Origin of the sequence: uncultured Arthrobacter sp. (genome assembly GCF_902805515.1) — a bacterium.
Lineage (GTDB): Bacteria > Actinomycetota > Actinomycetes > Actinomycetales > Micrococcaceae > Arthrobacter_D.
In genome coordinates this window covers 1-26,434 of record NZ_CADCTE010000075.1, presented here as the reverse complement: position 1 = coordinate 26,434, position 26,434 = coordinate 1, and the positions used below count along the sequence as shown (strand labels likewise).

The 26,434-nt window shown below is 70.8% G+C and carries 25 protein-coding genes; 15 read left to right on the top strand and 10 right to left on the bottom strand.

Features of this window, described 5'->3' with window-relative positions; all coding sequences use genetic code 11:
- The first annotated feature begins 50 nt into the window (after nucleotides 1–50).
- Both QZX79_RS06540 and QZX79_RS06535 read left to right on the top strand, forming a co-directional pair.
- On the top strand, nucleotides 51–722 hold the full coding sequence (locus QZX79_RS06540) for a DedA family protein (protein ID WP_294566345.1): 672 nt from the start codon (nucleotides 51–53) through the stop codon (nucleotides 720–722).
- The gene (locus QZX79_RS06535; RefSeq protein ID WP_294566342.1) at nucleotides 719–1,384 is read left to right on the top strand and encodes a GNAT family N-acetyltransferase; all 666 of its coding nucleotides are present in this window, start codon (nucleotides 719–721) and stop codon (nucleotides 1,382–1,384) included. Before QZX79_RS06540 ends, QZX79_RS06535 begins: the two co-directional genes overlap by 4 nt.
- Here the strand turns inward: QZX79_RS06535 and QZX79_RS06530 are convergent.
- The gene (locus tag QZX79_RS06530; RefSeq protein WP_294566340.1) at nucleotides 1,365–1,979 is read right to left on the bottom strand and encodes an HAD family phosphatase; all 615 of its coding nucleotides are present in this window, start codon (nucleotides 1,977–1,979) and stop codon (nucleotides 1,365–1,367) included. The genes QZX79_RS06535 and QZX79_RS06530 overlap by 20 nt on opposite strands.
- Nucleotides 1,980–2,073: 94 nt before the next feature.
- Between QZX79_RS06530 and QZX79_RS06525 the strand changes: the two genes are divergently transcribed.
- Complete coding sequence (locus QZX79_RS06525; RefSeq protein ID WP_294566337.1) at nucleotides 2,074–3,063, top strand: exonuclease domain-containing protein; 990 nt, start codon at nucleotides 2,074–2,076, stop codon at nucleotides 3,061–3,063.
- A gap of 56 nt (nucleotides 3,064–3,119) precedes the next feature.
- Here QZX79_RS06525 and QZX79_RS06520 read toward each other — a convergent pair whose 3' ends face one another.
- Nucleotides 3,120–4,169, bottom strand: coding sequence for an ADP-ribosylglycohydrolase family protein (locus QZX79_RS06520; protein WP_294566335.1), 1,050 nt, complete (start codon nucleotides 4,167–4,169; stop codon nucleotides 3,120–3,122).
- A gap of 117 nt (nucleotides 4,170–4,286) precedes the next feature.
- Between QZX79_RS06520 and QZX79_RS06515 the strand changes: the two genes are divergently transcribed.
- The 6 genes from QZX79_RS06515 (at nucleotide 4,287) to QZX79_RS06490 (ending at nucleotide 12,948) form a co-directional block, all read left to right on the top strand.
- The gene (locus tag QZX79_RS06515) at nucleotides 4,287–5,237 is read left to right on the top strand and encodes an aquaporin (protein WP_294566331.1); all 951 of its coding nucleotides are present in this window, start codon (nucleotides 4,287–4,289) and stop codon (nucleotides 5,235–5,237) included.
- Nucleotides 5,238–5,348: 111 nt separating this feature from the next.
- On the top strand, nucleotides 5,349–6,509 hold the full coding sequence (locus QZX79_RS06510; RefSeq protein WP_294566328.1) for an exonuclease SbcCD subunit D: 1,161 nt from the start codon (nucleotides 5,349–5,351) through the stop codon (nucleotides 6,507–6,509).
- A gap of 103 nt (nucleotides 6,510–6,612) precedes the next feature.
- Complete coding sequence (locus QZX79_RS06505; RefSeq protein WP_294566325.1) at nucleotides 6,613–9,678, top strand: SMC family ATPase; 3,066 nt, start codon at nucleotides 6,613–6,615, stop codon at nucleotides 9,676–9,678.
- A 64-nt stretch (nucleotides 9,679–9,742) separates the two neighbouring features.
- A complete protein-coding gene (locus QZX79_RS06500) occupies nucleotides 9,743–11,077 on the top strand; it encodes an MFS transporter (protein WP_294566297.1) in 1,335 nt (444 codons plus the stop codon).
- Between the two features lie 181 nt (nucleotides 11,078–11,258).
- Nucleotides 11,259–12,587: an MFS transporter gene (locus tag QZX79_RS06495; RefSeq protein WP_294566294.1), complete on the top strand. Its 1,329-nt coding sequence runs from the start codon at nucleotides 11,259–11,261 to the stop codon at nucleotides 12,585–12,587.
- A gap of 175 nt (nucleotides 12,588–12,762) precedes the next feature.
- Nucleotides 12,763–12,948 (top strand): hypothetical protein, encoded by a 186-nt coding sequence (locus QZX79_RS06490; RefSeq protein ID WP_294566292.1) that lies wholly within the window; start codon nucleotides 12,763–12,765, stop codon nucleotides 12,946–12,948.
- Nucleotides 12,949–13,019: 71 nt separating this feature from the next.
- On the opposite strand, the gene QZX79_RS06485 is transcribed toward QZX79_RS06490, so the two are convergent.
- The 5 genes from QZX79_RS06485 to QZX79_RS06465 all read right to left on the bottom strand — a co-directional run bounded on the left by QZX79_RS06485 (nucleotide 13,020) and on the right by QZX79_RS06465 (nucleotide 17,405).
- On the bottom strand, nucleotides 13,020–13,988 hold the full coding sequence (locus QZX79_RS06485) for a serine/threonine-protein kinase (protein WP_294566290.1): 969 nt from the start codon (nucleotides 13,986–13,988) through the stop codon (nucleotides 13,020–13,022).
- 189 nt (nucleotides 13,989–14,177) lie between these two features.
- Nucleotides 14,178–14,978 (bottom strand): alpha/beta fold hydrolase, encoded by an 801-nt coding sequence (locus QZX79_RS06480; protein ID WP_294566285.1) that lies wholly within the window; start codon nucleotides 14,976–14,978, stop codon nucleotides 14,178–14,180.
- A 46-nt stretch (nucleotides 14,979–15,024) separates the two neighbouring features.
- Complete coding sequence (locus tag QZX79_RS06475; RefSeq protein ID WP_294566282.1) at nucleotides 15,025–15,354, bottom strand: biotin/lipoyl-containing protein; 330 nt, start codon at nucleotides 15,352–15,354, stop codon at nucleotides 15,025–15,027.
- A complete protein-coding gene (locus QZX79_RS06470) occupies nucleotides 15,347–16,312 on the bottom strand; it encodes an alpha-ketoacid dehydrogenase subunit beta (protein WP_294566399.1) in 966 nt (321 codons plus the stop codon). Before QZX79_RS06470 ends, QZX79_RS06475 begins: the two co-directional genes overlap by 8 nt.
- Before the next feature lie 70 nt (nucleotides 16,313–16,382).
- Entirely contained in the window at nucleotides 16,383–17,405 is a 1,023-nt protein-coding gene (locus QZX79_RS06465) for a thiamine pyrophosphate-dependent enzyme (protein WP_294566279.1), read from the bottom strand.
- Between the two features lie 229 nt (nucleotides 17,406–17,634).
- On the opposite strand from QZX79_RS06465, the gene QZX79_RS06460 reads away from it, so the two are divergent.
- The 6 genes from QZX79_RS06460 to QZX79_RS06435 are packed head-to-tail and all read left to right on the top strand — an operon-like array spanning nucleotide 17,635 to nucleotide 23,925.
- On the top strand, nucleotides 17,635–18,135 hold the full coding sequence (locus QZX79_RS06460) for an Lrp/AsnC family transcriptional regulator (protein ID WP_294566276.1): 501 nt from the start codon (nucleotides 17,635–17,637) through the stop codon (nucleotides 18,133–18,135).
- Nucleotides 18,136–18,193: 58 nt separating this feature from the next.
- Entirely contained in the window at nucleotides 18,194–18,901 is a 708-nt protein-coding gene (locus QZX79_RS06455) for an NrtR DNA-binding winged helix domain-containing protein (RefSeq protein ID WP_294566273.1), read from the top strand.
- Nucleotides 18,898–20,184 carry a quinolinate synthase NadA gene (nadA, locus tag QZX79_RS06450; RefSeq protein ID WP_294566270.1) on the top strand — a complete coding sequence of 429 codons (1,287 nt, stop codon included), beginning with the start codon at nucleotides 18,898–18,900 and terminating at the stop codon, nucleotides 20,182–20,184. The genes QZX79_RS06455 and nadA overlap by 4 nt, the downstream gene beginning before the upstream one ends.
- Nucleotides 20,181–21,830: an L-aspartate oxidase gene (nadB, locus tag QZX79_RS06445; RefSeq protein WP_294566267.1), complete on the top strand. Its 1,650-nt coding sequence runs from the start codon at nucleotides 20,181–20,183 to the stop codon at nucleotides 21,828–21,830. The genes nadA and nadB overlap by 4 nt, the downstream gene beginning before the upstream one ends.
- A complete protein-coding gene (gene nadC / locus QZX79_RS06440; RefSeq protein ID WP_294566263.1) occupies nucleotides 21,827–22,777 on the top strand; it encodes a carboxylating nicotinate-nucleotide diphosphorylase in 951 nt (316 codons plus the stop codon). The genes nadB and nadC overlap by 4 nt, the downstream gene beginning before the upstream one ends.
- The gene (locus tag QZX79_RS06435) at nucleotides 22,774–23,925 is read left to right on the top strand and encodes a cysteine desulfurase family protein (protein ID WP_294566260.1); all 1,152 of its coding nucleotides are present in this window, start codon (nucleotides 22,774–22,776) and stop codon (nucleotides 23,923–23,925) included. The genes nadC and QZX79_RS06435 overlap by 4 nt, the downstream gene beginning before the upstream one ends.
- 122 nt (nucleotides 23,926–24,047) lie before the next feature.
- On the opposite strand, the gene QZX79_RS06430 is transcribed toward QZX79_RS06435, so the two are convergent.
- The 3 genes from QZX79_RS06430 to QZX79_RS06420 all read right to left on the bottom strand — a co-directional run.
- On the bottom strand, nucleotides 24,048–24,971 hold the full coding sequence (locus tag QZX79_RS06430) for an oxidoreductase (RefSeq protein ID WP_294566256.1): 924 nt from the start codon (nucleotides 24,969–24,971) through the stop codon (nucleotides 24,048–24,050).
- A gap of 80 nt (nucleotides 24,972–25,051) precedes the next feature.
- The gene (locus tag QZX79_RS06425; protein ID WP_294566253.1) at nucleotides 25,052–25,516 is read right to left on the bottom strand and encodes a MarR family winged helix-turn-helix transcriptional regulator; all 465 of its coding nucleotides are present in this window, start codon (nucleotides 25,514–25,516) and stop codon (nucleotides 25,052–25,054) included.
- Nucleotides 25,509–26,434: CE1758 family FMN-dependent luciferase-like monooxygenase (locus QZX79_RS06420; protein ID WP_294566251.1), on the bottom strand; the 926-nt coding region annotated here is incomplete at its 5' end. The genes QZX79_RS06420 and QZX79_RS06425, both read right to left, overlap by 8 nt.

Sequence of the window (26,434 nt, the reverse complement as noted above, 5' to 3'; positions counted from 1 at the left end):
CCGGACAGTTTTTCGCGGCATGCGCCGGACATAGGGCAGACTTGATGGCGATGACTATTTTTCTGCAGCAGGGCCTGACCTCCGAGTCCGACGGATCCGCACTGGGCGGGGTTGCCGAGTGGGCGGTGAACGTGATGGAGACGATCGGTGCTCCGGGCGCAGGCCTGGCGATCGCCCTGGAGAACCTCTTCCCCCCGCTGCCGAGCGAGGTCATTCTTCCCCTCGCCGGATTCACGGCCAGCCGCGGCAACTTCACGCTGTTCGAAGCGATCTTCTGGACCACCCTCGGCTCGGTGGTGGGAGCCTACGCGCTCTACGCGCTCGGCGCGGCGCTGGGCCGCCGGCGCATGCGCGCGATCGTGGCCCGGGTTCCTCTTGTCGACCTTGAGGACATCGACAGGGTGGAGGCCTGGTTCGCCCGCTACGGCTACCGCGCTGTCTTCTTCGGCCGGATGATCCCGCTCTTCCGCAGCCTGATCTCCATTCCGGCCGGCATCGAAAAGATGCCGCAGGGGAAGTTCCTGCTCCTGACCGCCGCAGGCAGCCTCATCTGGAATCTCATCTTCGTCCTGGCCGGTTTCTACCTGGGGGAGAGTTGGCACCTCGTGGAGAGGTACGCGGACACCTTCCAGAAGATCGTGATCGCCGCGGTGGTGCTCTGCGCCGCCTACTTCATCATCAGCAGGATCCTCAAGCGCCGCCGCGCCCCCGAGGCCCGATGACCGGGACCGCCGACCCGCGGCTGGCCGAGTTCTGGCCGCTCTTCGGGCTGTCGATCCGCACCCCCCGGCTCATCCTTACCCCGGTGCGCGACGACCAGCTACCCTGCCTCGTCGACGCGATCCTCGCAGGCGTCCACGACCCATCGGTCATGCCATTCGGAGTGCCCTGGACCGATGCGCCCCGGGACATCCTCATCCGCGAAAGCCTCAAGTACCAGTGGAGCCTCCGGGCCGCGGTGAGCCCTGAGGACTGGACCATCAGCTTCGCGGTCCAGTTCGAAGGCCGCATCATCGGCGTCCAGGACCTCTCGGCGCGCAGCTTCGCGCTGATGCGCCGGGTCAGCACCGGCTCCTGGCTGACGCTGGACGCTCAGGGCAGGGGCCTGGGCAAGGAGATGCGCTCCGCCGTCCTCTCCTTCGCCTTCGACCACCTCGGGGCGCACTCGGCCGTCTCCGACGCCGCCGTCTGGAACGCGGCCTCGCTCGGGGTGTCGGCGGCGCTCGGGTACCAGCCCAACGGCACCACCCTCGCCGAGGCGCGCCCGGGCGAGGTGCGCGAGCAGCAGCTGCTGCTGCTGGCACGTGAAGATTTCCGCCGCCCGCAGTGGACGGCCGCCGTGGAGGGCGTCGAGGCCGTCCGGCCTATACTGGCAGGCGCCTGAGCTCCCGCGAGAGGTCGGTCTCCCGCAGGTGCAGGCGGGCGTCGATTCCGAGGCCGCGTGCGGCCTCAATGTTCGCCGCCGAATCGTCGATGAACACCACCCCGCCGGGCTCGGTTCCCAGCTCGGCGAGGACGTGGGAAAAGATGGCGCCGTCCGGCTTGATCAGGCGCAGCGAGGAGCTGAAGAACATCTTCTCGAAGTGCTTCATCCAGGAAGCTCCCGTGAAGTGCCCCACCATGGGGGCAGGCATATTCGAAAGCAGGGCCAGGCGTGCGCCGGAGCCGGACAGTTCATCGAGCACGTCGAGGGTTTCGAGGTTGTAGTGCGACCACTGGTTGGCATCGAGGACATCGAGCCATGAGGCGCGGGCGTCGCTGACCGGGTGTCCGGTCACCCACGACCAGTACAACACCGGGGTCAGGTCTCCGGCGTCGTAGCCGTCACGGTGCTGCCAGTAGGCGGACGAGCGCTCCCGCAGCCCCGGAACGCCGGCCTCCTCCTCAAGCCGGTCCCAGTCCTCGCCGGTGGGCTCGGTGGAGATCACCATTCCGTAATCGAAGAGATACCACTGCGGGGGAGAAAGGAAACCGGGCATGGTCCAGCCTACGACCCCCCGGCGGTTCCCGGCACGCCACCGGCGTGAACGTTGGATGAACGGTTTCTCCATCCGATCCAAGTACCCTTGAGTAGTGGGAATTGAGTTCACGGCGATCGACTTTGAAACAGCCAACGGGTTTCGGGGCTCACCCTGCGCAGTGGGACTCACAAAGATCCGGGACGGACGCGTCGTTGACGAGGCCTCCTGGCTGATGCGTCCGCCCGCCGGCCACGACTACTTCGATTCCCGCAATACCGCCATCCACGGCATCACCGCCGACCAGGTGGCCACCGCGCCGCGCTTCGGTGAACTGTTCCCCGAGATCGGCGGCTTCATCGGCGGGGACATCCTGGTGGCCCACAACGCCGCCTTCGACCTCGGGGTGATCCGCTCGGCACTCGAAGTGTCGGAGCTCTCCGGGCCTGGCTGGGACTATGCGTGCACCGTGATGCTCTCGCGCCGCAGCTACTCCCTGGCTTCCTACTCCCTTCCGTTCGTTGCCGAGGCCGCAGGGGTCCCGCTGCTGAACCACCACGACGCCGTTGAGGACGCGCGGGCGTGCGCGGGCATCCTCGTGGACATCGCCCGGCGCAGCGGCGCGTCGACGGTCGAGGAGCTGATGGCCGTCCAGCGGCTCCCGCTTTCGCGCGCCGAGCCCTATGAGCCCGGTGTTGACGAACTGTCAAAGGCCACCCGGACGGCGCTGGAGCGCGGCGCCGCGGCAGGGTGGACCGGGTGGCCTGAGGAGGGCGACAACCCGCCGCCCAACCCGGCCGCCGATGCGAACCACCCGCTCTACGGACAGACCGTCGTCTTCACCGGCGACCTTGGCATGCCCCGCCCGCAGGCCAAGGAACGGGCGGCACGGGTGGGGGCCCAGCCCGCCAGCGCGGTCACCCGCCGCACCACGGTGCTGGTGGTCGGCGACGGCTTCGTGGCCTCCGACCTGCGCAACGGCCGCGTCACGGGCAAGGCGCGCCGGGTGCTTGAACTCCACGAGCGTGGGCAGCAGATCGAGGTGCTCTCGGAGGCGGAGTTCCTGCAGATGATCGGTGGCCTCTGGCCCGTCGGCAGCCAGTAGGCCCGCCGCAGCTTCCACCTCCGCGGCCCGCCCCCGCCACCGTGGGCCGGTTCCGGCTACTCGCCGGTTGCCGCCTTGATGAGGGATGAGCCCACGGCCCGGATCACCTCGGTGCCCTCCAGCCGGTCGAGCCACGGCCGGGGCAGGGCGGCCTCCCCGTGCAGTGCCCCCAGGATGTTCCCGGCGACCGAGCCGGTCGTGTCGCTGTCGCCGTCGTGGTTCACGGCCAGCACGACGCCGGCGGTGAAGTGCTCCGCGGGGTCCGGCCGGGCGGAGGCCAGCGCGGCGTAGACGGCGAGGGAGAGTGCCTCCGGCGCGAGCCATCCGCCGCCCAGCTCGTCGGGCAGCCGTTCGGGCGCGACCGGACCACCGGTCGCAAGGGCGGCCGCAGCGGTGAGGCTCCCCGCGAGCTCCGTATCGCCGAGGAACCCGGCATGGGCGACGGCTGACTGCACGGCGGCCTCGAGGTCCAGCTCGTCGAGGGCCAGGGCGCGGATGAGGTGGCTGAAGACGGCGGCCGGAGTCTGCGCGGCGGGATGGCCGTGCGTCAGGGCCGCGGCGTCGAGGGTCAGCCGGTCCGCCATTTCCCCGGGGATCCGCGGCACCAGGCCGAACGGAGCGGAACGCATCAGCGCCCCGGATCCCTTGGCCTGCGGGTTGAGCGGACGTTTCCGGGTTCCCATGACCCCGGTGAGCAGCCCGGTGAGGCAGGCGTTGCCGGGGTCCCTGCGGTGGTGAAGGACCTCCTGGACGTCGATCCACCGCGGCGGCGGAACCGGCGCGGGATCCGGAGGGGTTTCGCCCTGCGTGGCAAGCCAGCGCAGGTAGGCCAGCCAAAGAATGGCCATCTCGTCGGCCGACACGCCGTCATTGGCCCATTCGAGCGCCTCGACCAGCCCGTCGACCGTGTACAGGGTCAGCTGGGTGTCATCCGAGAAAACGAACGGCGAACCGTCCTCCGGCGGAGCGGTCACCCCGCCGGGGCCGAACCGGGTGCGGATCGCCTCGAGGCTGTCGCGTTCGACCGTGTAGCCGAGGGCGTCTCCGAGTGCGCCGCCGAGCAGACTCCCGGAGACCCGCTGGGGGTAGGTTGCGTGGTATGCCATCGTTCAAGTCTAGGTCCGCCTAGGATGGGAGACTGGACGGGTGTGCGCCGCCGCCCGGAAGCGCGAGTGAGGGCGGCGGGCACAGCCACTGGCCTCAATCGAAGGACGCACTGCCCTATGTCGCATGAAATCCATCCCGCCACGGACGCCGGTCAGGACCGGACCGGAGCCCTGCCCCTGCGCTCCTACGGCCCGGCTGCCCGGACCGCCGCCGAGGCGGTCGGCTCGTTCGTCGTCGTGCTCACCGGACTGGGCGTCACCATGCTGAACACCCAGTCGGGCGTGCCCCCCACCCTGGCCTTCGGAATCGCGCTGCTCGCGGCGATGATCGCCTTCGGCTACATCTCCGGCGGGCATTTCAACCCCGCCGTCACCCTTGGCTCGGCCATCGCCGGCCGCACGGGATGGGGCTCCGTGCTTCCCTACATCCTGGCCCAGCTTGTCGGCGGCCTCGCAGCCGCCGGCCTCCTGTGGCTTCTGCTCAGCGCCAACTCCCAGCTGACCGACGTCAACGGACTCTTCGCTGCGGCTTCCAACGGCTTCGAGGAGCACTCGGCGGCGCAGTTCCCGCTGAGCAGCTCGTTCCTGGCCGAGGCCGTCTGCGCGGCCATCCTCGTCGCTGTGTTCCTCGGTGCCACCGCCCGGCACGCCGGCCGGAGCACCGCGCCGTTCGCGGTCGGCCTGACCTACGCCGCCCTGCTCACCCTGCTGCTCCCCGTCACCAACGGCGGGCTCAACCCGGCACGATCCACCGCCTCGGCCCTGTTCACCGGTGACTGGGCGCCCGCCCAGCTGTGGCTGTTCTTCGCGGCGCCGCTCGTCGGAGCGATCATTGCCGGCCTGGTCTTCCGAAGCTTCGATGCAGCCGGCCGGAAGCCAGCATCGGAGCCCGCCACGGCGGTCGGACCCGCCACCGCTGCCCCTCCCGTCGCTCCCGACACGGACACGGTCGATGCCGGCTCCGGAACTCCGGCGGCAGCGCCGGCCGGCCCGGCGGCTCCTGCAGGTTCCCCGGACGACGCGCGCTCCTTCTTCGACAAGGGACCCGGGACGACGGGACGCGGCTGACGGCTCATCACCCCCAGCCGCCGGCGCCGGGAAACCCCTTCGGGGGTGGAATTTCCCCGGCGCCCGCGCGGTGCCCGCAGGAATGTCCGGGGCGGGCGGTAGCGTAAAAATATGCTGTTACTCCACACCTCGGATTGGCACCTCGGCCGTTCCTTCCACGGAGCGGGAACCCTCGCAGCCCAGCGGATGTTTATCGACAACCTCGAGAAGACGGTGCGCGACGCCCAGGTGGACGTGGTGCTCGTTGCCGGGGACGTGTATGACCGGGCCCTGCCCGGAGTGGATGTCGTCGCGCTCTTCGACGAGGCGCTCGACCGGCTGCGCGCGGCGGGCGCAGAGGTGGTCATCTCGAGCGGCAACCACGACTCCGCGACCCGGCTGGGCTTCGGCGGCCGCATCCTCGAACGGGGGGGAGTGCACCTGCGGACCCGGACCGAGGACATCGGGCGGCCGGTCACCTTTCCGCTCGGGCCCGGGGCCGAACTCGCCGTCTATGGCATCCCCTACCTTGAGCCCCGGGTCGTCGCCGGTGCCCTGTCGGCCGAGCCCACCCACTCAAGCGTCACCCGGGCCGCCGTGGGGCTGATCCAGGAGGACCTGCGCCGCCGGAGGTCCACCGGCACCGTGCACTCGGTGGTGATGGCCCACACCTTCGCCAGCGGCGGCATCAGCTCGGACAGCGAGCGGGAACTGGCACAGGGCGGGCTCGGCGCGGTCCCGCTGGACCTGTTCGATGCCTTCGACTACACGGCCCTGGGCCACCTGCACGGGCAGCAGAAGCTTTCGCCCACGGTGAGGTATTCCGGTTCGCCGCTCGCGTACTCCTTCTCCGAGGCCCGCCAGACCAAGGGTGCGTGGCTCGTGGAGATCACCGCCGCGGGACTGGGCCCGGTGACGCCCGTGCAATGGCCGGCACCGAAGGAACTCGCCGTGCTCAAGGGCCGCATCGAGGACCTCCTGAGTGATGAGTCCCTCGCCGACGCCGAACACGCGTACTGCTCGATCACCCTCACCGACGCCGAGCGCCCGCCGCGCGCCATGGAACGGCTCCGCGCCCGCTTCCCCGACACCCTCGTCCTTGCCTTCGAGCCCGAGGGCGGACACACCGGGGACGTGCGCACCTACAGCCAGCGCATCGCCGCGGCGACGAACGACGCCGAGATCTGCTGTGGGTTCCTCGAGCACGTGCGCTCGCGCGAGGCCTCACCCGAGGAGCGCGAACTCCTGTCCGCAACCGTGGACGCCGCCCTCAGCCTTGCCTCCGAGCGGTGAGCGCCGGTGGAGGGACTCAAAAGACGAGACCCAGATGATGACCAGACCCAGAGTATGACCGGCCCAGAAGCAGTCAAGTGAACAGGAACAGGGGAAACGCAGCGTGAGGATCTCCCGCCTTGAAATCCAGGCCTTCGGCCCCTTCGCCGGGCGGCAGGTCGTGAATTTCGACGCGCTGAGCGCCCAGGGTCTGTTCCTGCTCAACGGCCCGACGGGTGCGGGGAAGTCGAGTGTCCTCGACGCAATCTGCTACGCGCTGTACGGATCGGTGCCCGGGGTCCGCCAGGGCGCCAAGCGCCTGCGCAGCGACCATGCCCCCCTCGGGCTCGCTCCGGAGGTCGAACTCGAGTTCACCGTCGGTGCGCGCAGGTTCTCGGTCACCCGGTCCCCGCAGTGGGAGCGGCCCTCGAAGCGCGGCGGCGGAACCACCACCGAGCAGGCCCGGACCCTGCTTCAGGAATTCGTCGACGGCGCCTGGGTGCAGAAGTCCGCCCGTAACGACGAGGCCGGCCTTGAGCTGCTGAATGTGCTGGGCATGGACAAGGAACAGTTCACCCGGGTGGTGATGCTGCCGCAGGGCGAGTTCGCTGCCTTCCTGCGCGCCGATGCCGGGTCGCGTCGCGAACTGCTCCAGCGCCTGTTCTCCACGGACCGCTTCGAAAACATTGAAAAGCTGCTGGGCGACCAGGCCGGCCAGGCGGCGTCCCGCCTGGCCGCCGCGGAGGACGGACAGCGGCAGACCATCCAACGGGCGCTCGACGAGGCGGCACGGCACGGCATCGAAGCCGACGCCCCGGCCGAGGGCCACCCGGCGCCGGGCGGCCAGCCGGTCGTGCAGGCACTGCTCGAAGCCGTCGCGGCCCGGTCGGCCGAAGCGGGGGCAGCCGCAGACCGGACGGCACAGCAGCTGGAACGGGACAAGGCACGCTACTCCGGGCTCGCCACGGCCCGGGCACGGGCGGTCGCGCTCGAGCGGCACCGTACCGCCCAGGCGGAACATGATGCCGGCGCCGCGCAGGCCGCGGCGCTGGCGGCGGCCGTGGAGCGGCACCGTGACGCCCGCCTGCTGGCCGGGGTCCTCGACGCCGCGGATGACGCCGGCCTCGAACACGAGGACTGCAGTACCCGCTACGACAGCGCCCTCGACGCGCTGCGGGCCGACGGCGCCGCGGGCGCCTACCTCATGGGTGCCGATGACGGCACCGACGCCCTCTTCGACCTGGCGCCGACTTCCGCCCGGCTCGACGCCGCGGCCCGCGCCGCGGCCGCGGATCTGGGAGTGCTGAAGGCGGCACTCCCCGACGAGGACAGGCTGCAGGGACTCAACGACCGAATCCGCGACATCTCGGCGCAGCGTTCCTCACTGGCCGACCGGACCGCCGGGCTGGAGGAGCGGCTGGCCGAGCTGCGCGCGGATAAGGCGCTGCTTGAGCAGGAAGCCGCAGGGCTGAGAGAGACCGCGGGGCAGGAGACCCGGTGCGCCGAGGCGCTTGAAGCCGCCCGGGCGCTTGAGGCCACCATCGCCGAGCATGCCCGGGCGGAGCAGCGGCGCTCGGTGGCCGAGAAGAACTACACTGCAGCGCACGAGGAGCACCTCCGCCTCAAGGAAACCTGGCTGACCCGGCTGCAGCTGCGCCTGGAGCAGGCCGCCGTCGAGCTCGCGGGCCAGCTGGAGGACGGCAAGGAGTGCGCCGTCTGCGGCAGCCTCGAACACCCCGCCCCGGCCCGGGCGGGCGCCGACGAAAGGGTCACGCACGCCGACGAACAGGCTGCCCGGGAGGCACACGCAGCGGCGGAGGCACGCCTGAACGAGGCACGGGCACTGCGGGACGCGGCCGTGCTTGAAGCGGCCCGGCTCGCCGCCCTCGGCGGTGAACAGGACGCGGCCGGTGCCCGGGAGGCGACGCAGCAGGCGCAGGCCCGGCTCACCGAGGCACGCCGGGCCCAGCGGGAGCTTGAGGACGCCGCGGCACGGATCGACGCGCTCGTCGCAAGGGAACAGCAGATCCTCGCGCAGCAGGAGGACGCCGGCCGGGCCGCCGCCGAGGCCGCCGCCCAGCTGCGGAGCCTTGAGGACCAGGCCGGGGAACTCGCAGCGCGCCTCGAACACCACCGGGGCGGTTTCGGTACCCTCCACGAGCGCGCGGAGGCAGTCGATTCCGCTCGTGCCGTGCTCGTCGCGGCCCGGGAGGCCCTCGAAGCCCTCGACCGGGCCGCGGGGCGCAGGGACAAGGCCGGAAGCGCCCTCGCCGACGCCCTCGCCGGCTCCCACTTCGACGGGGCCGCCGCCGTCCGGGAGGCACTCCTCGGAACAGAGGCGCTCGAGGAAAACCTGCGCCGCATCCGCGCCCATGAGGCGGCAGGGCACCGGCTCGAGGCCGAGGGGGAAAGCCCCGACATCACTGCCGCCCTTCAGGACGAGGCCGAGGGCCGCCCTGTCCCCTCCGAGGACGAGGTCGAGGCCGCCGGCCGTGATTACACCGCGCTGGGGGAGAGGGCGGCCGACGAGGCAGTGGCCGTGCGGCTGCTTGAGCAGTCCCGCGCGCAGCTCCAGGCCTACAACGCCCTCCTGGTGGAACAGGAAGCGGCCGTTGCGCCGCTGCGGGAGCGGCACGCGCTGCTGCGCTCGGTGGCCGACTCCGCCCGCGGCGGCGGCGAGAACCGGTACAAGATGCCGTTGAGCACCTATGTCCTCGCGTCGCGCCTCGAACAGGTCGCCGAGGCCGCGAGCGAGCGGCTGCTGGCCATGACGGACGGGCGCTTCGCCCTCGTGCACAGCGACGCGCTGGCCGGGAACAAGAAGGCCGGCCTGGGGCTGAGTGTGATCGACGGGTGGACCGGAAACCGCAGGGACACCTCGACGCTCTCCGGAGGGGAGTCCTTCATGGCGTCCCTGGCCATGGCGCTCGGCCTCGCCGACGTCGTGCAGCAGGAGGCAGGGGGCATCGACATTGAGACGCTGTTCGTCGATGAGGGCTTCGGCTCGCTCGACGACCAGGCACTGGAACAGGTGATGGACGCCCTCGACGGCCTGCGCCGCGGCGGCCGGGTCGTCGGCCTCGTCAGCCACGTCGCAGAACTGAAACTGCGCATCCCGGCCCAGCTCCAGGTCCACAAGGACCGGGAAGGCTCGCGACTGGAATTTGTGGACCAACTCCAGATGGTGTAGATTCACTCAGTTACCGGGTAGGGCGCATCGGGAGGAGGGACGATGCGCGATTCGAAGTACCCGGATGACAATGAACGCAATCCCTTCCCTCAGCCCCGCTGCCGAACGTTCCCCCGCCGCCCCTGAGCGCCCTCCCCGGTTTGGCCGCTTCGGCCGCCTTCCGCAGCTGGCCGGCACCTCCTTCCTCTCCGTCGGTTTCCTGGCACGGCTGCCCCTTGCCATGCTCACCGTCGGCGCCCTGACCATCGTGACCTCGGCCAGCGGTTCCTACGCGCTGGGGGGATTCGCGGCCGGCGCCGTCGGGATCGGCTCTGCCCTCGGCGCGCCGATCCTCGGCTTCCTCGCCGACCGCTTCGGCCAGCGGGTCGTCCTGCTGCCGGCGGCCGCCCTCAACACCGTCGCCATCGTGGCGTTGGTGGTACTCGCCCTTGCCCTCACCGGGACCGCCGCCGCAGCCGCGGTCCCCGTCCTGGCCGCCGCCTTCCTCACCGGTTTCACGTCCCCCCAGATCGGGCCGCTGGCGCGGGTGCGCTGGGTGGCGATGACGCGCAGGCCCGCCGACCTCGACACGGCCATGTCCTACGAAAGCACCGCCGACGAGCTGACCTTCGTCCTCGGGCCCGCCCTGGTCGGCCTGCTCGCAAGCCTCGCCGCCCCCTGGGTGCCCCTGACCCTTGCCGCGGTGCTGACCCTGGCCATGGTGAGCGCGTTCGCCGTGCACCCGACCGGCCGCCTGGCCGGGTCCTCGCGCGGCCGCTCTGAGGTCCAGGAGCCGGGGCCGGCCGTGACCGGTCGGCGCTCACGCCTGCTGATCTCCATTCCCGTGCTGGGCATGGTCGCGATGGGCACCTTCTTCGGCGGGACCCAGACGACGCTCACCGCCTTCGCCGGGCAGTTCGACGCCGCCTCCGCCGCGGGGCTGCTCTACGCGGTGATGGGGCTGAGCTCGGCCGGTGCTGCCCTGTCGGTGGCCTTCTGGCCCGCCGCCTTCCAGCACTCCTGGCGGTGGATCGCCTCGGCGGCCGGCATGGTCGGCCTGGCCGCCCTGCTGTTCCTGCCCTCGGGCATTCCGGCAATGGTGCTCGTGCTGTTCCTCCTCGGCATCTCCGTCGGGCCGACCATGGTGTCGATCTTCAGCATCGGGTCGATGGTGGCGCCCCGGCGCCTGCTCGGCACGGTCATGACCCTGCTCGCCAGCGGCATCGTCGCCGGGTCGGCCCTCGGCTCCGCCGTCGCCGGGTCCCTCGCGGAGCGGGTGGGGACCGGGGCCGCCTTCGCGGTGCCGGTGCTGGCAGCCGCCGCGCTCCTGGTGCTGGGTCTGGCCGGTGCGGCCGGACTCCGGGCGCACCGGAGGTCCGTCGAGGCCACCGCCGGCGCGTCCGTGGCCGTGGGCGCCTGAGGCGCGGACAGTCCGCCGCGGGATCACGCCCCGCCTCGACCGGCACTCCGGCCGCATCGCATTTCTGACGCGCGGAAATTGATCCGCAGGACCTCCCCCATCCCGGGGAGGTCCTGCGTATGATTTAGCTCACATGACCGAACGTTCTGTCGGTAATGTTTTTCCGTCCCTTGGAGTGACAATGACGTCTTTCACCGCTGCGAACGCCACGGAGCATCGCACCTCACGCGAGGAGCGCCGCGTCCTGGCCGGGACCCTCGTTGGAACAACCATCGAGTGGTACGACTTTTTCATCTTCGCCCAGCTCACCGCTACGGTCCTGGGCGCGCTGTTCCTCACTCCGCTCCGGGAGTCCAACCCGGGGCTCGCCCAGGTCCTCGCCTTTTCCCTGATCGGCATCAGCTTCCTCTTCCGGCCCCTCGGAGCGATCGTCGCCGGGCACCTCGGTGACCGCATCGGCCGCAAGTCGGTCCTGGTTTTCACCTTGATCCTGATGGGCGCGGCGACCGCGCTGATCGGGCTCCTGCCCACCTATGCCTCCATCGGGGTGTGGGCGCCGGTCCTGCTGATCCTCCTGCGCATCGTCCAGGGTTTCTCCGCCGGCGGAGAATGGGGCGGGGCGGCCCTGATGTCCGTGGAACACGCCCCGGTGGGCAAGCGGGGCCTGTTCGGCGCCTACCCGCAGATCGGCGTGCCGATCGGCATGATCCTGGCCACCGGCACCCTGCTGCTGCTGCGCACCGCCATCCCCGAGGACCAGTTCCTCGAATGGGGCTGGCGGGTGCCGTTCCTGCTGTCGGTGGTGCTGATCATCGTCGGCTACCTGATCCGGCGTGCCGTCAGTGAAAGCCCGGTCTTCAAGGAGATGCTGGCCCGCAAGGGTGAGAGCAAGGCACCGCTGCGCCAGCTGTTCCGGAAGAACACCCGCGAGGTGCTCCTCGCCGCCGTCATCTTCATCGGCAACAACGCTGCAGGCTACCTGGTCATCGCCTTCTTCATCTCCTACGCCACCACGGCCCTGGAGATGCCCGTGGTGCCGGTGCTGCTGGCGACGACGCTCGCCTCCTTCGGGTGGCTGATCTTCACCATGGTCGGCGGCTGGCTCTCGGACCGGATCGGCCGCGTGCGGACCTTCCAGCTCGGCTACGCGCTGGTGTTCGTGTGGATGCTGCCGATGTTCCTGCTCGTCGACACCGCCAACATCTTCCTCTACGGACTGGGCCTGTTCGTCCTCACCATCGGCCTGGGACTTTCCTACGGGCCCATGTCCGCGATGTACGCGGAGATGTTCCCCGCCAACGTGCGCTACTCCGGAATCTCCATCGGGTACGCGCTCGGCGCGATCCTGGGCGGGGCGTTTGCGGCGATGGTTGCGCAGCTGCTGCTCGAGACCTACCAGTGGTCGGGGGCCGTGGCGATCTACATCATGATCCTGTGCGCCATCTCCTTCGTCGGGGTCACCCTGGCCCGGGAGACCCGCGGTGCGCCGCTTGGAGTCTCCCAGCACTGAGCCGGCACGCCCGGGACCGTCGATGGCGGCGTCCGGGCGCACACGGGCAGCGCAGAGAAAAGGCCGGAGCGCCAGGAAACCCACCTGGCCCTCCGGTCTTTTGCGTTGCCGTCCGGGCTCATAAGATCGAAGGAACGAAGGAACGAATGAACGAACACCTACGCCGGAGGATGACATGACCGAGACGCCGAACGGCAAGAAGCAGGACACCGACGGGCAAGACACCAGCGGGCAGGACACGGGGGCGGGTCCCGAGGGCACCATCCCCGACAACCAGGAGGGAATCGGGGCCACGACGCTCGATGAGCCCTCGAACTTCGAGCCCGAAGAGGACGACGTCGAGGGCGGCGAACCCCGCTGAGCACGGTGCCGGACTAACGCCCCGGAGTAACGCCCCGGAGTAACGCCGCCCCGGACGAGCGCTGCCCCGGACTAACCCAGGCTCGGGGCCCGCGAGGGCGGATCGGGGATGTGGATGTTCCCGGTGGTGATTCCACCGGTTGAGACCCCGTCGCCGTCGTCGGTGGAAGCGGGACCGGCAGCGGCCAGAGGCGTGCCGATCCCCGAGAAGCCCGCGCCCTCGTCGGAGTGGGCCCGCAGGAGCAGGGCAACCTCGTGCGCGTCGGGACGGTCCTGAGGGTTCCGGGCCGTCATGCGGGTGAGCAGGCCGGCCCAGTCGGCGCCCAGCCATTCCGGAATCTCGGGATCACGGAGCAGGCGCGCCAGGGCCGCCTCCACAATCGGCCCGGGAAAGGCCTTGTTGCCGGTGATGCACTCGAGCAGGACCAGGCCGAGGGAGTAGATGTCGCTGCGCTCGTCGATGGCACCCGACTGTGCCTGTTCGGGGCTGAGGTAGTTCGCCGTGCCGATGGTCGCGCCGGTGGCGGTGGCCATCGTGGCATTGATCATGCGCGCGATGCCGAAGTCGGTGAGCTTGGGGTAGAGCCGGGTGTCGTTCTCGCCCGAGTGGAACATCAGGATGTTCGCCGGCTTCACGTCGCGGTGGACCACCCCATGGGAGTGGATATAGGCGAGGGCGTCGGCGAGGTCCGCTCCGACCTGGGCGACGGCCGCGGGAGCCAGCGGGCCCTTCTTCAGCAGCTTGCGCAGGTCCTCGCCGTCAACGAGTTCCATCACCAGGAAACCGGTGGTGCGTCCGTCCTCATCCTGGTGCAGCCCCGCATCGTGGAGGGTCACCAGCCCGGGGTGGTTGAGGGTGGAAAGCAGGAGCGTCTCGGTGTGCTGCCGGCGGTAATCGTCATCATCGGCCGTGGTGGGGTTGAAGACCTTCACCGCGACGTCGCGCTGCAGGTTCCGGTCGATCGCCCGATAGACGGACGCGGCGCCGCCGACACCGAGCAGGTCGGTGGTCTGGTACCGCTCGGCAAGGAGCACATCCATGGGTGTTCTCCCGGGAAGGTGTTGAGTAAAGAGGGAAGCTTGGTTTCGCAAAAAGGTAAGTCTGCTGACGACTTATTCCGATTGTATCCTGCGCCAACCATTTTTTGCCCACGACGCAGACCCCTTTACCTAAAGTTTATCCGCTACGGCGGGCACCGGCGGCGGGCGCCGCGCTGCACGGGGGCGGGCTCAGGCGGCCAGGAAGGCTACGGCGGCGGACTTGAAGGCGCGCGAGGTCACCGCGTTGGCGTGGGTGCGGGCCGGCAGCTTCAGCAGTTCGGCGTTCGGGGCCAGGTCCGCCAGTTCCTGCGCCGTCGCGGCAAGGTCGTCGTTCTCGCCGGCCACCAGCAGCAGCGGCATCCGGGGCACGGCCTCGGCGGGGATGAACGGTTCGTCCTTCACCGCCTCCACCATGGTCAGCAGCGCGAACACGTCGTTGGTCGGCACGAGCCGGGCCATCCGCATCAGCTCGGCGGTCCGGGGGTCCTGGATCGGCGTGCCTTCGGCCAAAAGCTCCTGCGCTGCGGCGAGATCGAATTCGGCAAGCGGGTCACCGCTGCCGGGGCCGCCGAGGACCATGCGGTGGACCAGTTCCGGCTGGGTGGCGCCGAATTCCCACGCCAGCCGGGAGCCGAGGGAGTACCCGATGATGTCGACGCCGCTGGCCGGCACGCCCTCGCGCAGGGGCACCACGTGGTGGTCCTGGAGGACCTGCAGGACGTCGGCGCGGATGCGGCTGGGGGAGTAGGAGTCACGCGCCTCGGGTGCGGCGCTGTCGCCGTGTCCGGGAAGGTCGACGGTGAGAACGGCCCGGCCCGCCTCGTTGAGGAAGCGGATCCAGCCGGTGTCGACCCAGTTGAGCTTCGTCGAGGAGGCGAAGCCGTGAAGGAGCAGCACCGGGCGCAGCCCGGCGTCGGAGGCGGGCGGATGCAGCGCCACGCTCAGCTGCGGATCCGATCCCTCCACCAGGTGGTCGCGGTGCCGTCCCATGCCTTGTCCTTTCCTGCCGTTGAAATCCCGCGCTGCGGGCCGGTGCCTAGTCGTCGTCGAGCACGGCGCTGAGCCGTACCCGCCGGGCCGGGGCCTTCTCGGCGGGCACCGTGCCCACGATGCCGGCCGTGTCGTCCGGCACCTCGAAAACGATCAGCGGATCGCCGACCGCGATCACCGAGCCGGCTTCGCCGTGAACCTTCATGACTGTACCGGCCTGCGGGGAGGGCAGTTCGACGGCGGACTTGGTGGTTTCGACCTCGACGAGGGGCTGGTTCCGTTCGACCTGGTCGCCCTCGGCGACGAGCCACTCGAGGATGGTGGCCTCGATGAGGCCCTCACCGAGGTCCGGCAGGGGGAATGAGAGTTCAGCCACGGCGGTGCTCCAATACGCGTTGGATTCCGAACAGGATCCGGTCAATGTTGGGAATGTATTCGTCCTCAAGGTCGCCCGACGGGTAGGGGACGTCGAATCCCGTCACCCGTTCCACCGGCGCCTTGAGGGTATTGAAGCACCTTTCGGTGACGAGGGCTGCGATTTCCGCCCCCAGCCCGCTGCTGCGCGGCGCCTCGTGGACGACGACGGCGCGCCGGGTGCGGGAGACCGATTCGGCGAGGCCGTCGGCGTCGATCGGGCTGAGCCAGCGGAGGTCGAGCACTTCCACCTCGATGCCGTCCTCGGCCGCGAGTTCGGCGACCTGCAGGCAGCGGGCGACCATGGCACCCCAGGCGATCAGGGTCAGGTGGCGGCCGGGCCGGGCGATCCGTGCGCCCTCAAGTGCGCCGGCGTCGGCGGGATCGACAGGGCCCTTCTGCCAGTAGCGCGCCTTGGGTTCCATGAAGATGACCGGATCGGGCATCGACCCGGCGAGCCGGAGCAGGTGGTAGGCCTGGTGCGGGTCCGCGGGGGAGACGACCTTCAGGCCCGGCACGTGCACGAAGAGGCTCTCAAGGCTCTCACCGTGGAGCTCGGGTGCGCGGATCCCGCCGAAGCTGGGCACGCGCAGGGTGACCGGCATGGGCAGGGCGCCGCGGCTGCGGTAGTTCATGCGCCCGATCTGGGAGACGATCTGGTTCACGGCCGGGTACGCGAAGCCATCGAACTGCACCTCGGGGATGGGGTGGAAGCCCGCCATCGCCAGGCCGACGGACATGCCCAGGATGCCCGATTCGGCGAGCGGGGTATCGAAGACGCGCTCGGCGCCGAAGCGGGCCTGCAGCCCGTCCGTGATGCGGAAGACGCCGCCCAGGCGGCCGACGTCCTCACCGAAGATCAGGGCCTTGGGGTTGTCTTCAAGAACCTCCCCGAGCGCACGGTTCAGGGCCCCCTGCATCGAGAGCGTCAGCGGTGCGGGTGCGGCCGGCCCGTCGCCGGCGGCCGGGGACAGGGGGCTCGACAGGGTCTCAGACATGCTCGGATTCCGTCCTCCAGGCGGCGGCCTGGGCTTTCAGTGCGGGGGTGGGCTGCTGGAAGACGAAGTCGAACATCTCGCTTCCCGGGCGGGGAGCGAGGCCTTCAAGGCCCTGCCGGACCGCTTCGGCCTCGGCCTCGCCCGCGGCGAGGGCCCCGGCGAAGAAGGAGTCGGGCGTGCCGAAGCGCGTGCGCAGCAGGGCCTCGCAGGCGGCCAGCGGATCGGACCGGCGGGCCGCCTGCTCCTCATCCAGGCTTCGGTAGCGTCCTGGGTCATCGCTCGTCGAGTGCGGGCCCAGCCGGTAGGTCCGGGCTTCGATGAGGATCGGGCCGCCGCCGTCCCGGCAGTGCGCCAGGGCCTGCCGGGTGGCCTCAAGCACCGCCGTGACGTCGTTGCCGTCCACGCTCAGGGACGGCATGCCGTACCCGGCGGCCCGGGCGGCGACGGACCCGCCCGCCACCTGGCGCTCGGTGGGCACGGAGATGGCCCAGCCGTTGTTCTGCACGAAGAAGATGACGGGTGCCTTCATCACGGCCGCGAAGTTCATCGCCTCATGGACGTCGCCCTGGGAGCTGGCGCCGTCGCCGAAGTAGCTCACGGCCACGTTGTAGCCGTCCTCGCCGGGCCCGGCCAGCTTCTGGCCGTGCGCCCAGCCCACGGCGTGGAGCACCGATCCGCCGACCACGGCCTGGATGGGGGCGAAGTGGGTGGTGGCGGGGTTGTAGAGCCCGCCATGCCAGGTGGCCTTGTGGGTGGCCATGTATTCGACCATGTCCACGCCCACGGCGCGCGCAACGCCGAGTTCGCGGTAGGTCGGGAAGAGAAAGTCCCGCGTGGGATCGACGGCGTAGCCGCTGCCCACCTGGGCTGCCTCCTGCCCGAGCAGGGGGGCGTAGCCGGGGATGATGCCCTGGCGCTGCCAGCGGACTGCGGCGGTATCGAGCTGCCGGACGGCGGCGAGGAGCCGGTAGAGCTCCTCGAGCTCGCTCGGGTCCGCAGGTGTCGGAGATTCCATGGTGCGTCCTTGCGTAGGGGGTCTTGGGCGACGGTATCCGCACCCGGAGGTTCTGCGCAATCTGCCGCGTTCCCCCTCCGCAGTTTGCCGCAGTGAACGCCTCCTGTGCGTAACCGACTGTACAGATTGCTCCAATCTGCCGTTATCGTCTGTACAAACAGGCGTCCGGCCCCAATCAGCCCGGTCGGCGCCGCGGCAGGGCACGGTGTGTCCGGGAGGAAGGCAACCGATGGAGATCGACCGGCTCGACGTGCGCATCGCCGACCTGTTCGCCGACAACCCCCGGATCTCGGTGCTCGAGGCATCGCGCGTCCTGGGGGTCGCGCGGGCCACGGTGTCGGCGCGGCTTGAGCGGATGCAGCGCAGCGGAGTGATCAACGGCTGGGGCCCGCGCATCGACCCCGGCTCCATGGGGTACGGCGTGACGGCCTTCTGCTCGCTGATCATCCACCAGGATTCGGGCCACGACGCGGTGGCCGAGGCGCTCGCGGACATCCCCGAGATCCAGGAACTGCACACCGTGTCGGGGGAGAGCGACCTGCTGGCACGGGTCACTGCCCGCTCCAACGCCGATCTGCAGCGCGTGATCGACGCAATCATCGCCACCCGGACCGTCATCCGTTCCTCGAGCGTCATCGTGCTCAATACCCACTTCGAGGCGCGGACCCTGCCGCTGATGCGGGCCGCGGCCTCCGGGGGCCCTGCCGCAGGAGCCGGGAACCTGTTATAGTCATAGTGACTTTAACCCGGGCTGCCGCGGCGGACTGAACCTCGAAGGCGGTGCAGGCATGGACTTCGGCTCGGCGAACGTGACCGAACGCAATCAGCTCCCCCCGGCACTGGCGATCTCCACGGTGATCTTCGCCCTCCGCTCCGACGGGGGCCGGCAGGCGCTCTGGATGCCCCTGGTGCGGCGGATCCGCGAGCCGCACCTGGGCAAGTGGGCGCTGCCCGGGGGGCCGCTGTCCGGCCGGGAGTCCCTACAGGACGCCGCGGCGCGGAACCTGAACGAAACCACGGGCCTCGCCCCCCGGTACCTCGAACAGCTGTACGCCTTCGGCGGGCTCGACCGTGCCGCCACCCAGCGGCTGGTCTCCATCGTCTACTGGGCCCTCGTGCAGCCGGGGGAGGCGTTCCTGGCGCGGGAATCGGAGAACGTGAAGTGGTTCCCCGCCGACGCCCTGCCGGACCTTGCCTTCGACCACAACACCATCGTGGAATACGCCCTCTGGCGGCTGCGCAACAAGATGGAATACGGGCCGATCGCCTTCTCCTTCCTGGGCGAGTCCTTCACCCTCGCCCAGGTGCGCGGGGTCTACGAGGCGGTCCTGGGCCGGGAGCTCGACCCGGCCAACTTCCGCCGCCACCTCCGGGCCACCCCCGACATCGTTCCGACGGACACCTTCCAGCAGGGCGGCAGGCACCGCCCGCCCCGCCTCTACCGCTACACCGGCGCCGCCTCACCCGATCCCGGCTTCCCCAGGAGAACCTCATGACCTCTGTCAACACCGCGGTCCAGCTCATCACCCGGGCCCAGGCCGAGGCCGCACCGGCCGGCGGCAGCACCTGTTCGCCAGCGCTCGCCGAGGGCCCGTGGGCCTTCGACAGCCCCGTGCCCACCTACGGGCCGGGCGCCTCGATGGCCGACTCCGCGCCCGCCGCGACCCCCCGCCAGGGCGAACTGCCCGAGGAATACCGAAGGGCCGGTGACGACGAACTGGACCGGCGCATCACCGCGGCGCGGCAGGCCCTGGGCAACCGGGTGGTCATCCTCGGGCACTTCTACCAGCGCGACGAGGTCATCCGCCACGCCGACTTCGTCGGGGACAGCTTCCAGCTCGCCCGCGCGGCTACCCAGCGCAGCGAGGCGGAGGCGATCGTCTTCTGCGGCGTGCACTTTATGGCCGAGACCGCCGACCTGCTCTCCCGGCCGGACCAGGCGGTGATCCTGCCCAACCTCGCCGCCGGCTGCTCCATGGCGGACATGGCCGACATCGACTCGGTGACCGACTGCTGGGAGCAGCTCGCCGAGGTGTACGGCACCGAACCCGACGCCGAGGGCAGGGTCCCGGTGCTCCCGGTCACCTATATGAACTCCTCGGCTGCGCTCAAGGGGTTCTGCGGGGAGAACGGCGGGATTGTCTGCACCTCCTCCAATGCCGCCGCGGTGCTCGAGTGGGCCTTCGAGCGGGCGCAGCGGGTGCTCTTCTTCCCCGACCAGCACCTGGGCCGGAACACCGCCAAGGCGATGGGCGTCCCGCTGGAGCGGATGCCGCTGTGGAACCCGCGCAAGGACCTCGGCGGCCTCGCGGAGCAGGAGCTGCTCGACTCCCGCGTCATCCTGTGGAACGGGTTCTGCTCCGTCCACAAGCGGTTCACTGTCGCCCAGATCGAGAAGGCCCGGGCGGAACACCCGGGCGTGCGCGTGATCGTCCACCCCGAGTGCCCCATGCCCGTCGTTGACGCCGCCGACGAGGCCGGGTCCACCGACTACATCCGCAAGGCGATCGCCGCCGGTGCGCCTGGCACCACCTTCGCCGTCGGCACCGAAGTCAACCTCGTGAACCGCCTGGCCGCCGAACACCCCGAACACACGATCTTCTGCCTTGATCCCGTCATCTGCCCGTGCTCCACGATGTACCGGATCCACCCCGGGTACCTCGCCTGGGTGCTCGAGGGCCTGCTCGAGGACGAGGTGCGCAATCGGATCACCGTCCCGGCTGCTACCGCAGGCCCTGCCGGGACCGCCCTGCAGCGCATGCTCGCGGTCCGGCCATGACCCCGGCCCCGGCCAACCACCCGGGCGCCCCGCGCCGGGTGGTCATCGTGGGCGGCGGGGTGGCAGGGCTGGCAACGGTGCTCCGGATCCGCCGTTCCCTGCCGGGCGCGCAGCTGACCCTGATCACGAAGGCCGCCCTCGAGGAGAGCAACACCTGGTATGCCCAGGGCGGCATGGCCGCGGTGCTGTCCGGTGCCCCCGGACAGGAGCCGTCCGGGACCGGTCCCCGGGGAGGCGCTCCGGACAGCGTGGCCGCCCACGTGGCCGACACCCTGGCCGCCGGCGCGGGCCTCGCCGCCCCGGACGCGGTCGGGCTGCTGTGCGGCGGGGCACAGGATCAGGTGGGCTGGCTTGAGTCCCTCGGGTTCCGCTTCGACAGCGCCGGCGGTGCGCCCGCCAGCGGCCGGGAGGCCGCCCACAGCGCGGCCCGGATCCTCCACGCCGGTGGCGACGCGACCGGCCGTGCGCTGGCCGGCGCCCTGATCCGCGCGGTGCGCGCCGACCCCTCCGTGCGGATCCTTGAATCCACCGTCGTCACAGCCCTGCTGCGTGCGGGCGCACCCGGGGAGCCCCGCGTCTCGGGCGTGTGCCTCCGCGCTGCGGGCCCCGCCACCGCCGGGGAGCCCGCTGCACGGGAGATCGCGGCCGACGCCGTCGTGCTCGCCACCGGCGGGGCGGGCAGGCTCTTTGAGCACACCACCAACCCGGCGGTGGCCACCGGCGACGGCGTGGCCCTGGCCTGGCGGGCCGGGGCGGTGGTGGCCGACGCGGAGTTCTTCCAGTTCCACCCCACCGCGCTCGATGCTCCCGGCAGCCCGCTCATCTCCGAGGCGGTGCGGGGTGAAGGTGCGGTCCTCCGCGACGCCTCCGGAACCCGCTTCCTCTCCGCCTACCACCCGGACGGTGAACTGGCACCGCGCGACGTCGTCTCCCGCAGCATCGCGCAGCACCTCGCCGCGCGGGGTGAAAGCTGTGTGTACCTCGACGCGACCGCCCTGGGCGGCCCGTTCCTCGCCCGCCGGTTCCCCTCACTGACCTCCCTGACGGCGCGCCACGGCTTCAACTGGGCGCGCGAACCAATCCCGGTGGTGCCGGCCGCACACTATTGGATGGGCGGGATCCGCACCGACACCTCGGGCCGGACCTCACTCCCCGGCCTGTACGCGGTGGGGGAGGCCGCCTGCACCGGCGTGCACGGCGCCAACCGGCTCGCCTCGAACTCCCTCCTCGAGGGACTCGTCTTCGCCGGGCGGACGGCCGAAGCCCTGGCCGCGCCGGAGGCCCCGTGGCCGGTGTTCCCGGCAGACCCGCTTGCCCTGAACTCCCCGGACGCCGGCGAACCCTTCGACCGGGGGCAGCTGCAGCGCCTGATGACGCGGCAGGCCGGGGTCGTCCGGGACGCGGCCGGGCTCGAACTGGCCGCCAAGCAGCTGGCCGCGTATGCGCCCGCCGGCAGCACCGTGGAGGAACTCGAAACCGCCAACCTCCTTCTGTGCGCGCGGCTGCTAGTGCATGCCGCCGCGGCCCGCCGGGAAAGCCGGGGTGCCCATCACCGGTCGGATTTCCCGCTGGCCGATCCGCAGTCAGTTCCCGGGAGCGCGGCGTACGTCCGCGCTTCCATAACCGAGGAAGGATTCCGACAATGACCCCACCGGCAGCAGCCTCCGTCCCGCCCGCCCCGGTCTTCGATGCGGTGATCGCTGCCGCGCTCGCCGAGGACTCGCCCTGGGGCGACATCACCTGCCAGGGCCTCATCGCGCCGTCGGTCCTGGCCACCGGCTCCGTCACGGCCCGGGAGGCCGGAGTCTTCTGCGGGGCGCACGTCATCGAGTCGGCAATGCGCCTGACCGACCCGCGCATCACCGTGGAGCTGCGGCTGAGCGACGGTGATGCCTTCGCCCCGGGTGCCGTGCTCGCAACCCTTTCCGGTCCCGCCGCGGGGATCCTCGCCGCCGAGCGCACCGCGCTCAACCTGGCCCAGCGGCTCAGCGGCATCGCCACCCTCACCGCCCGGTATGTCGAGGCGGTCCGCGGAACCGGCGCACGCATCGTCGACACCCGCAAGACCACCCCGGGCCTCAGGGCGCTGGAGAAGTACGCGGTGCGCTGCGGTGGCGGGTTCAACCACCGGTTCAGCCTCTCGGATGCCGTGCTGGTGAAGGACAACCACCTGGCCCTGCTGTCCGCGGACGGCCCGGAGGCGCTCACCGCAGCCCTCGCGGAGGCAAGGGCGCGGCTGCCGCACACCGTGCATTTCGAAGTCGAGGTCGACCGGCTCGACCAGATCGATCCGGTGCTCGCCGCGGGGGTCGACACGATCATGCTCGACAACTTCTCCCTGGCCGAGCTCGCCGAGGGGGTCCGCCGGATCGGGGGCCGCGCGCTCGTCGAGGCCAGTGGCAACGTCACGCTGGAAACCGTCGCCGCCATCGCCGCGACCGGCGTCGACCTGATTTCCTCGGGGGCACTGACCCACAGCGTCCGCAGCCTCGACCTAGGCCTCGATTTCCGGCCCGCGGCCCCCGGCTACGCCGGTTCCGGCGGTGCGGGGGCGGAGGCTGGTGGGCGGCTCCCGGCGGAGCTGCGGTCATGATCTACCTCGACGCTGCCGCTACGACGCCGGTGCGGCGGGAGGTGCTCGAGGCGATGTGGCCGGTGCTGACGGGCGGGTTCGGCAATCCCTCAAGCCACCACGCGGTCGGTGAGGCCGCCGCGGCGGCCCTCGATTCCGCGCGGGAGGCCGTCGCAGCGGAACTGAACTGCCGTCCGGCGGAGGTGGTCTTCACCTCGGGCGGCACCGAGGCCAACAACCTCGCGCTGAAGGGGATAGCCCTCGCGGCGCCGCGGGGACGGCACATCGTCACGAGCGCGCTCGAGCACGCCGCGGTCCGCGAGCCGCTGTCCTACCTCGAGCGGTTCCACGGCTTCCGGATCACTGTCCTGCCCGTGGACGGTGCCGGGCTGGCCGACCCGGAGGAGCTTGAGGCGGCGCTGACCTCGGAGACGACGCTGTGCAGCGTGATGTATGCCAACAACGAGGTCGGCACCGTGCAGGACATTGCCCGACTCGCCGGGATCTGCCGGAGCCGCGGGGTGTATTTCCACACCGACGCCGTCCAGGCCGCGGCGTGGCTTCCCCTCGACGTCCAGGCGCTGGGCATCGACGCGCTGAGCATCTCGGGACACAAGCTCGGGGCGCCGAAGGGCTCCGGGGTGCTCTACCTCCGGCGCAGGGTCCCGGTGGAACCGCTGATCCACGGCGGCGGCCAGGAGCGGGGGCGCCGCTCGGGCACCGAAAACGTGGCCGGCGCCATCGGCGCTGCGACGGCGCTGACGGCAGCCCGACGGGGCTGGGCCGCTGCCGCGGAGTCCTCCACCGCGCTGCGGGACCGGCTCACCGCCCAGGTTCGAGCCGGGGTGCCGGGCGCCGTCCTGACCGGGCATCCGGAGCGGAGGCTGCCGAACCTCGCTTCCTTCTGCTTTCCCGGCCTGAGCGGCGAATCGGTCCTGCTTGAACTGGAGCGCCTCGGCGTGGTGGCGTCGTCCGGCTCCGCCTGTGCCGCAGGGTCGGACGAGCCCTCCGCCGTCCTGCTCGCCCTGGGCCTCGACGCCGACACCGCCACCACGGCGCTGCGGCTGTCCTGGATCCGGGAAACGACGGCGGCGGACCTGGAGGCGGCGGCCGCCGCGGTGGTCGAGGCAGTCGCCCGGGTGCGAGCCCCGCACGCCGCACGGCTCTAGGTCGCTGCAGTCCGGCCGGTGCGGGGCAGAGCCTGATGCGCCACGGCTTTCCTGCAGCTGCCCACCGGCTGTCAGTCAGCTGTCAATCTCCGGGCTGAAGCGGACCGACTGGAGCCCGGGTGTCAGGCGTGCGGCTCCAGTGCCCGGTAGTCGACGCCGGTGAGTTCGACACTGCGCTCCCAGAGCCGCGCGGCGGCTTCGGGGTCGAGGACGCGCGGGGAGGGTGCCACGAGGCGTACGTTTCCGCGGGTCTCTCCGGGGCCGTCCGGCCCGTAGTAGTCCCCGCCCTCAACGTCGGGGGCGGTGGCCGCGTAGAGCACCGGCAGCGCCCCGGCCTCATCGGACTGGCTCAGCACACCGAGGAAGCCGCCGAGCAGGTCGAGCATCGGTCCGGCCTGGCGGTTCCGCACCAGATTGGTGCGGGCGAGGCCCGGGTGCGCGGCCGCCGCCGTGAGCGGCCACCCGGCCGCGCGTGCGCGCCGGTCGAGTTCGACGGTGAAGTAGAGGTTGGCTGCCTTGCTCTGGCCGTAGGCGGCCCAGGGACGGTATGTCCGGGCGGACTGGAGGTCCGCGAAGTTCAGGCGCCCGCGTTTGTGGGCGAGGCTCGAGACGGTTACGACGCGGGAATCGCCGGCTGCCCGGAGTTGCCCGAGGAGGAGCCCGGTCAGGGCGAAGTGGCCGAGGTGGTTAATTCCGAACTGCGACTCGAAGCCGTCCTCGGTGAGCACCCTGCGCGGCGGCGCCATGACCCCGGCGTTATTAATCAGCAGGTCCAGTGGGTGCTCCCAGCCCGCGGCGAACTGCCGGATGGAGGCGAGGCTGGCCAGATCGAGCAGGCGCAGCTCCACCGCCGAACTGCCGCTGCGGGAGCGGACGTGCTGCTCGGCTTCCGCCCCCCGTCCCGCATCCCGGCAGCCGAGCACCACGTGGGCGCCCTTCCGGGCCAGGGCGACGGCGACCCGGAGGCCGATGCCGCTGTTGGCCCCGGTGACGATGGCGCGGCGGCCGGTGAGGTCTGGGACGTCGTCGGGGGTGAAGCTGTGCATGGGGCCGCCTTCGCAGGTACGGCTGACCTCGGATGGTCAGTGCCGTGCCCCCAGCATAGGTGCCGGCGGCCGGCCCCGGGTCAGGAGTGGCGCTCCACCCCGGCACTGATCTTGGTGGTGAGCGTGCGGAGCTGTTCAAGTTCCTCGACGCTCAGGATCGGCCCCAGGGTCTCCTGGATCACCCGCACGTGCGAGGTGCCGATGCGCTTCTGGAGCGCCCGGCCCTCCTCGGTCAGGGAGAGCTCCACGCCGCGCTGATCGTTCTTGGCCGGCCGGCGCTGGATCAGCCCCTTGGCCTCGAGCCGCTCCACCATCCGGCTCAGGCTCGGCTGGCTGATCAGCAGGTTCGCGTTCAGCTCGTTCAGCCGTGCCCACCCGGTGGCGCACCTGCTCAGGTTGAAGAGCACGTCGTAGTCGCGGATGCCGAGCTGTTTGAAGGCCTCGTCCTGCCTCAGCACCTTCATCACCGCGACCTGGGCGCGGAACAGCGACTCCCACGCCTCGGCCGTGAGGCGCACGGGAGGGAGTTCCGGGCCCTCACCCACGGGACACCGCCGGTGAGGTTGCCCCCGCGGCGCGCCGGTTCTCGAAGGTCGGAGGGGCCGGAACCGTGGCCGGGGTGCGCTTGGCGAACTCGGCGCGCAGCGTCGGCAGGACCTCGGAGCCCAGCAGGTCCAGCTGCTCAAGGACGGTCTTCAGCGGCAGGCCCGCGTGGTCGACCAGGAACAGCTGGCGCTGGTAGTCGCCGAAGAACTCCCGGAAGGTCAGGGTCTTCTCGATCAGTTCCTGCGGGCTGCCGACCGTCAGCGGAGTCTGTGAGGTGAACTGCTCGAGGGACGGGCCGTGGCCGTAGACCGGGGCGTTGTCGAAGTACGGCCTGAACTCCCTCACGGCGTCCTGCGAGTTGCGGCGGATGAAGAACTGGCCACCGAGGCCCACGATCGCCTGCTCCGGCGTTCCGTGGCCGTAGTGGGCGTAGCGCTCCCGGTACAGGCTGATGAGCTGCTGGTAGTGCTCCTTGGGCCAGAAGATGTTGTTCGCGAAGAACCCGTCGCCGAAGTAGGCGGCGATCTCGGCGACCTCCGGGGTGCGGATCGAGCCGTGCCAGACGAAGGGGGCGACGCCGTCGAGCGGGCGGGGTGTCGAGGTGAAGTTGCGCAGCGGGGTGCGGAACTTGCCGTCCCAGTTCACGACGTCGTTGTCCCACAGCTGGCGCAGCAGGTTGTAGTTCTCGATGGTCAGCTCGACGCTGTCCTGCTGGTTCTTGCCGAACCAGGGGTAGACCGGCGCGGTGTTGCCGCGGCCCAGGATCAGGTCGACCCGGCCGTCGGCCAGGTGCTGGAGCATGGCGAAGTCCTCGGCGATCTTTACCGGGTCGTTCGTGGTGATCAGCGTCGTGGAGGTCGAGAGGATGATCCGCTCGGTCTGTGCGGCGATGTACCCGAGCATCGTGGTCGGCGAGC

Coding starts and splice junctions, on each gene's coding strand:
- QZX79_RS06540 (WP_294566345.1), top strand. CDS start 51: ATGACTATTTTTCTGCAGCAGGGCCTGACCTCCGAGTCCGACGGATCC.
- QZX79_RS06535 (WP_294566342.1), top strand. CDS start 719: ATGACCGGGACCGCCGACCCGCGGCTGGCCGAGTTCTGGCCGCTCTTC.
- QZX79_RS06530 (WP_294566340.1), bottom strand. CDS start 1,979: ATGCCCGGTTTCCTTTCTCCCCCGCAGTGGTATCTCTTCGATTACGGA.
- QZX79_RS06520 (WP_294566335.1), bottom strand. CDS start 4,169: ATGGCATACCACGCAACCTACCCCCAGCGGGTCTCCGGGAGTCTGCTC.
- QZX79_RS06515 (WP_294566331.1), top strand. CDS start 4,287: ATGTCGCATGAAATCCATCCCGCCACGGACGCCGGTCAGGACCGGACC.
- QZX79_RS06510 (WP_294566328.1), top strand. CDS start 5,349: ATGCTGTTACTCCACACCTCGGATTGGCACCTCGGCCGTTCCTTCCAC.
- QZX79_RS06500 (WP_294566297.1), top strand. CDS start 9,743: ATGACAATGAACGCAATCCCTTCCCTCAGCCCCGCTGCCGAACGTTCC.
- QZX79_RS06495 (WP_294566294.1), top strand. CDS start 11,259: ATGACGTCTTTCACCGCTGCGAACGCCACGGAGCATCGCACCTCACGC.
- QZX79_RS06490 (WP_294566292.1), top strand. CDS start 12,763: ATGACCGAGACGCCGAACGGCAAGAAGCAGGACACCGACGGGCAAGAC.
- QZX79_RS06485 (WP_294566290.1), bottom strand. CDS start 13,988: ATGGATGTGCTCCTTGCCGAGCGGTACCAGACCACCGACCTGCTCGGT.
- QZX79_RS06480 (WP_294566285.1), bottom strand. CDS start 14,978: ATGGGACGGCACCGCGACCACCTGGTGGAGGGATCGGATCCGCAGCTG.
- QZX79_RS06470 (WP_294566399.1), bottom strand. CDS start 16,312: ATGCAGGGGGCCCTGAACCGTGCGCTCGGGGAGGTTCTTGAAGACAAC.
- QZX79_RS06465 (WP_294566279.1), bottom strand. CDS start 17,405: ATGGAATCTCCGACACCTGCGGACCCGAGCGAGCTCGAGGAGCTCTAC.
- QZX79_RS06460 (WP_294566276.1), top strand. CDS start 17,635: ATGGAGATCGACCGGCTCGACGTGCGCATCGCCGACCTGTTCGCCGAC.
- QZX79_RS06455 (WP_294566273.1), top strand. CDS start 18,194: ATGGACTTCGGCTCGGCGAACGTGACCGAACGCAATCAGCTCCCCCCG.
- nadA (WP_294566270.1), top strand. CDS start 18,898: ATGACCTCTGTCAACACCGCGGTCCAGCTCATCACCCGGGCCCAGGCC.
- nadB (WP_294566267.1), top strand. CDS start 20,181: ATGACCCCGGCCCCGGCCAACCACCCGGGCGCCCCGCGCCGGGTGGTC.
- nadC (WP_294566263.1), top strand. CDS start 21,827: ATGACCCCACCGGCAGCAGCCTCCGTCCCGCCCGCCCCGGTCTTCGAT.
- QZX79_RS06435 (WP_294566260.1), top strand. CDS start 22,774: ATGATCTACCTCGACGCTGCCGCTACGACGCCGGTGCGGCGGGAGGTG.
- QZX79_RS06430 (WP_294566256.1), bottom strand. CDS start 24,971: ATGCACAGCTTCACCCCCGACGACGTCCCAGACCTCACCGGCCGCCGC.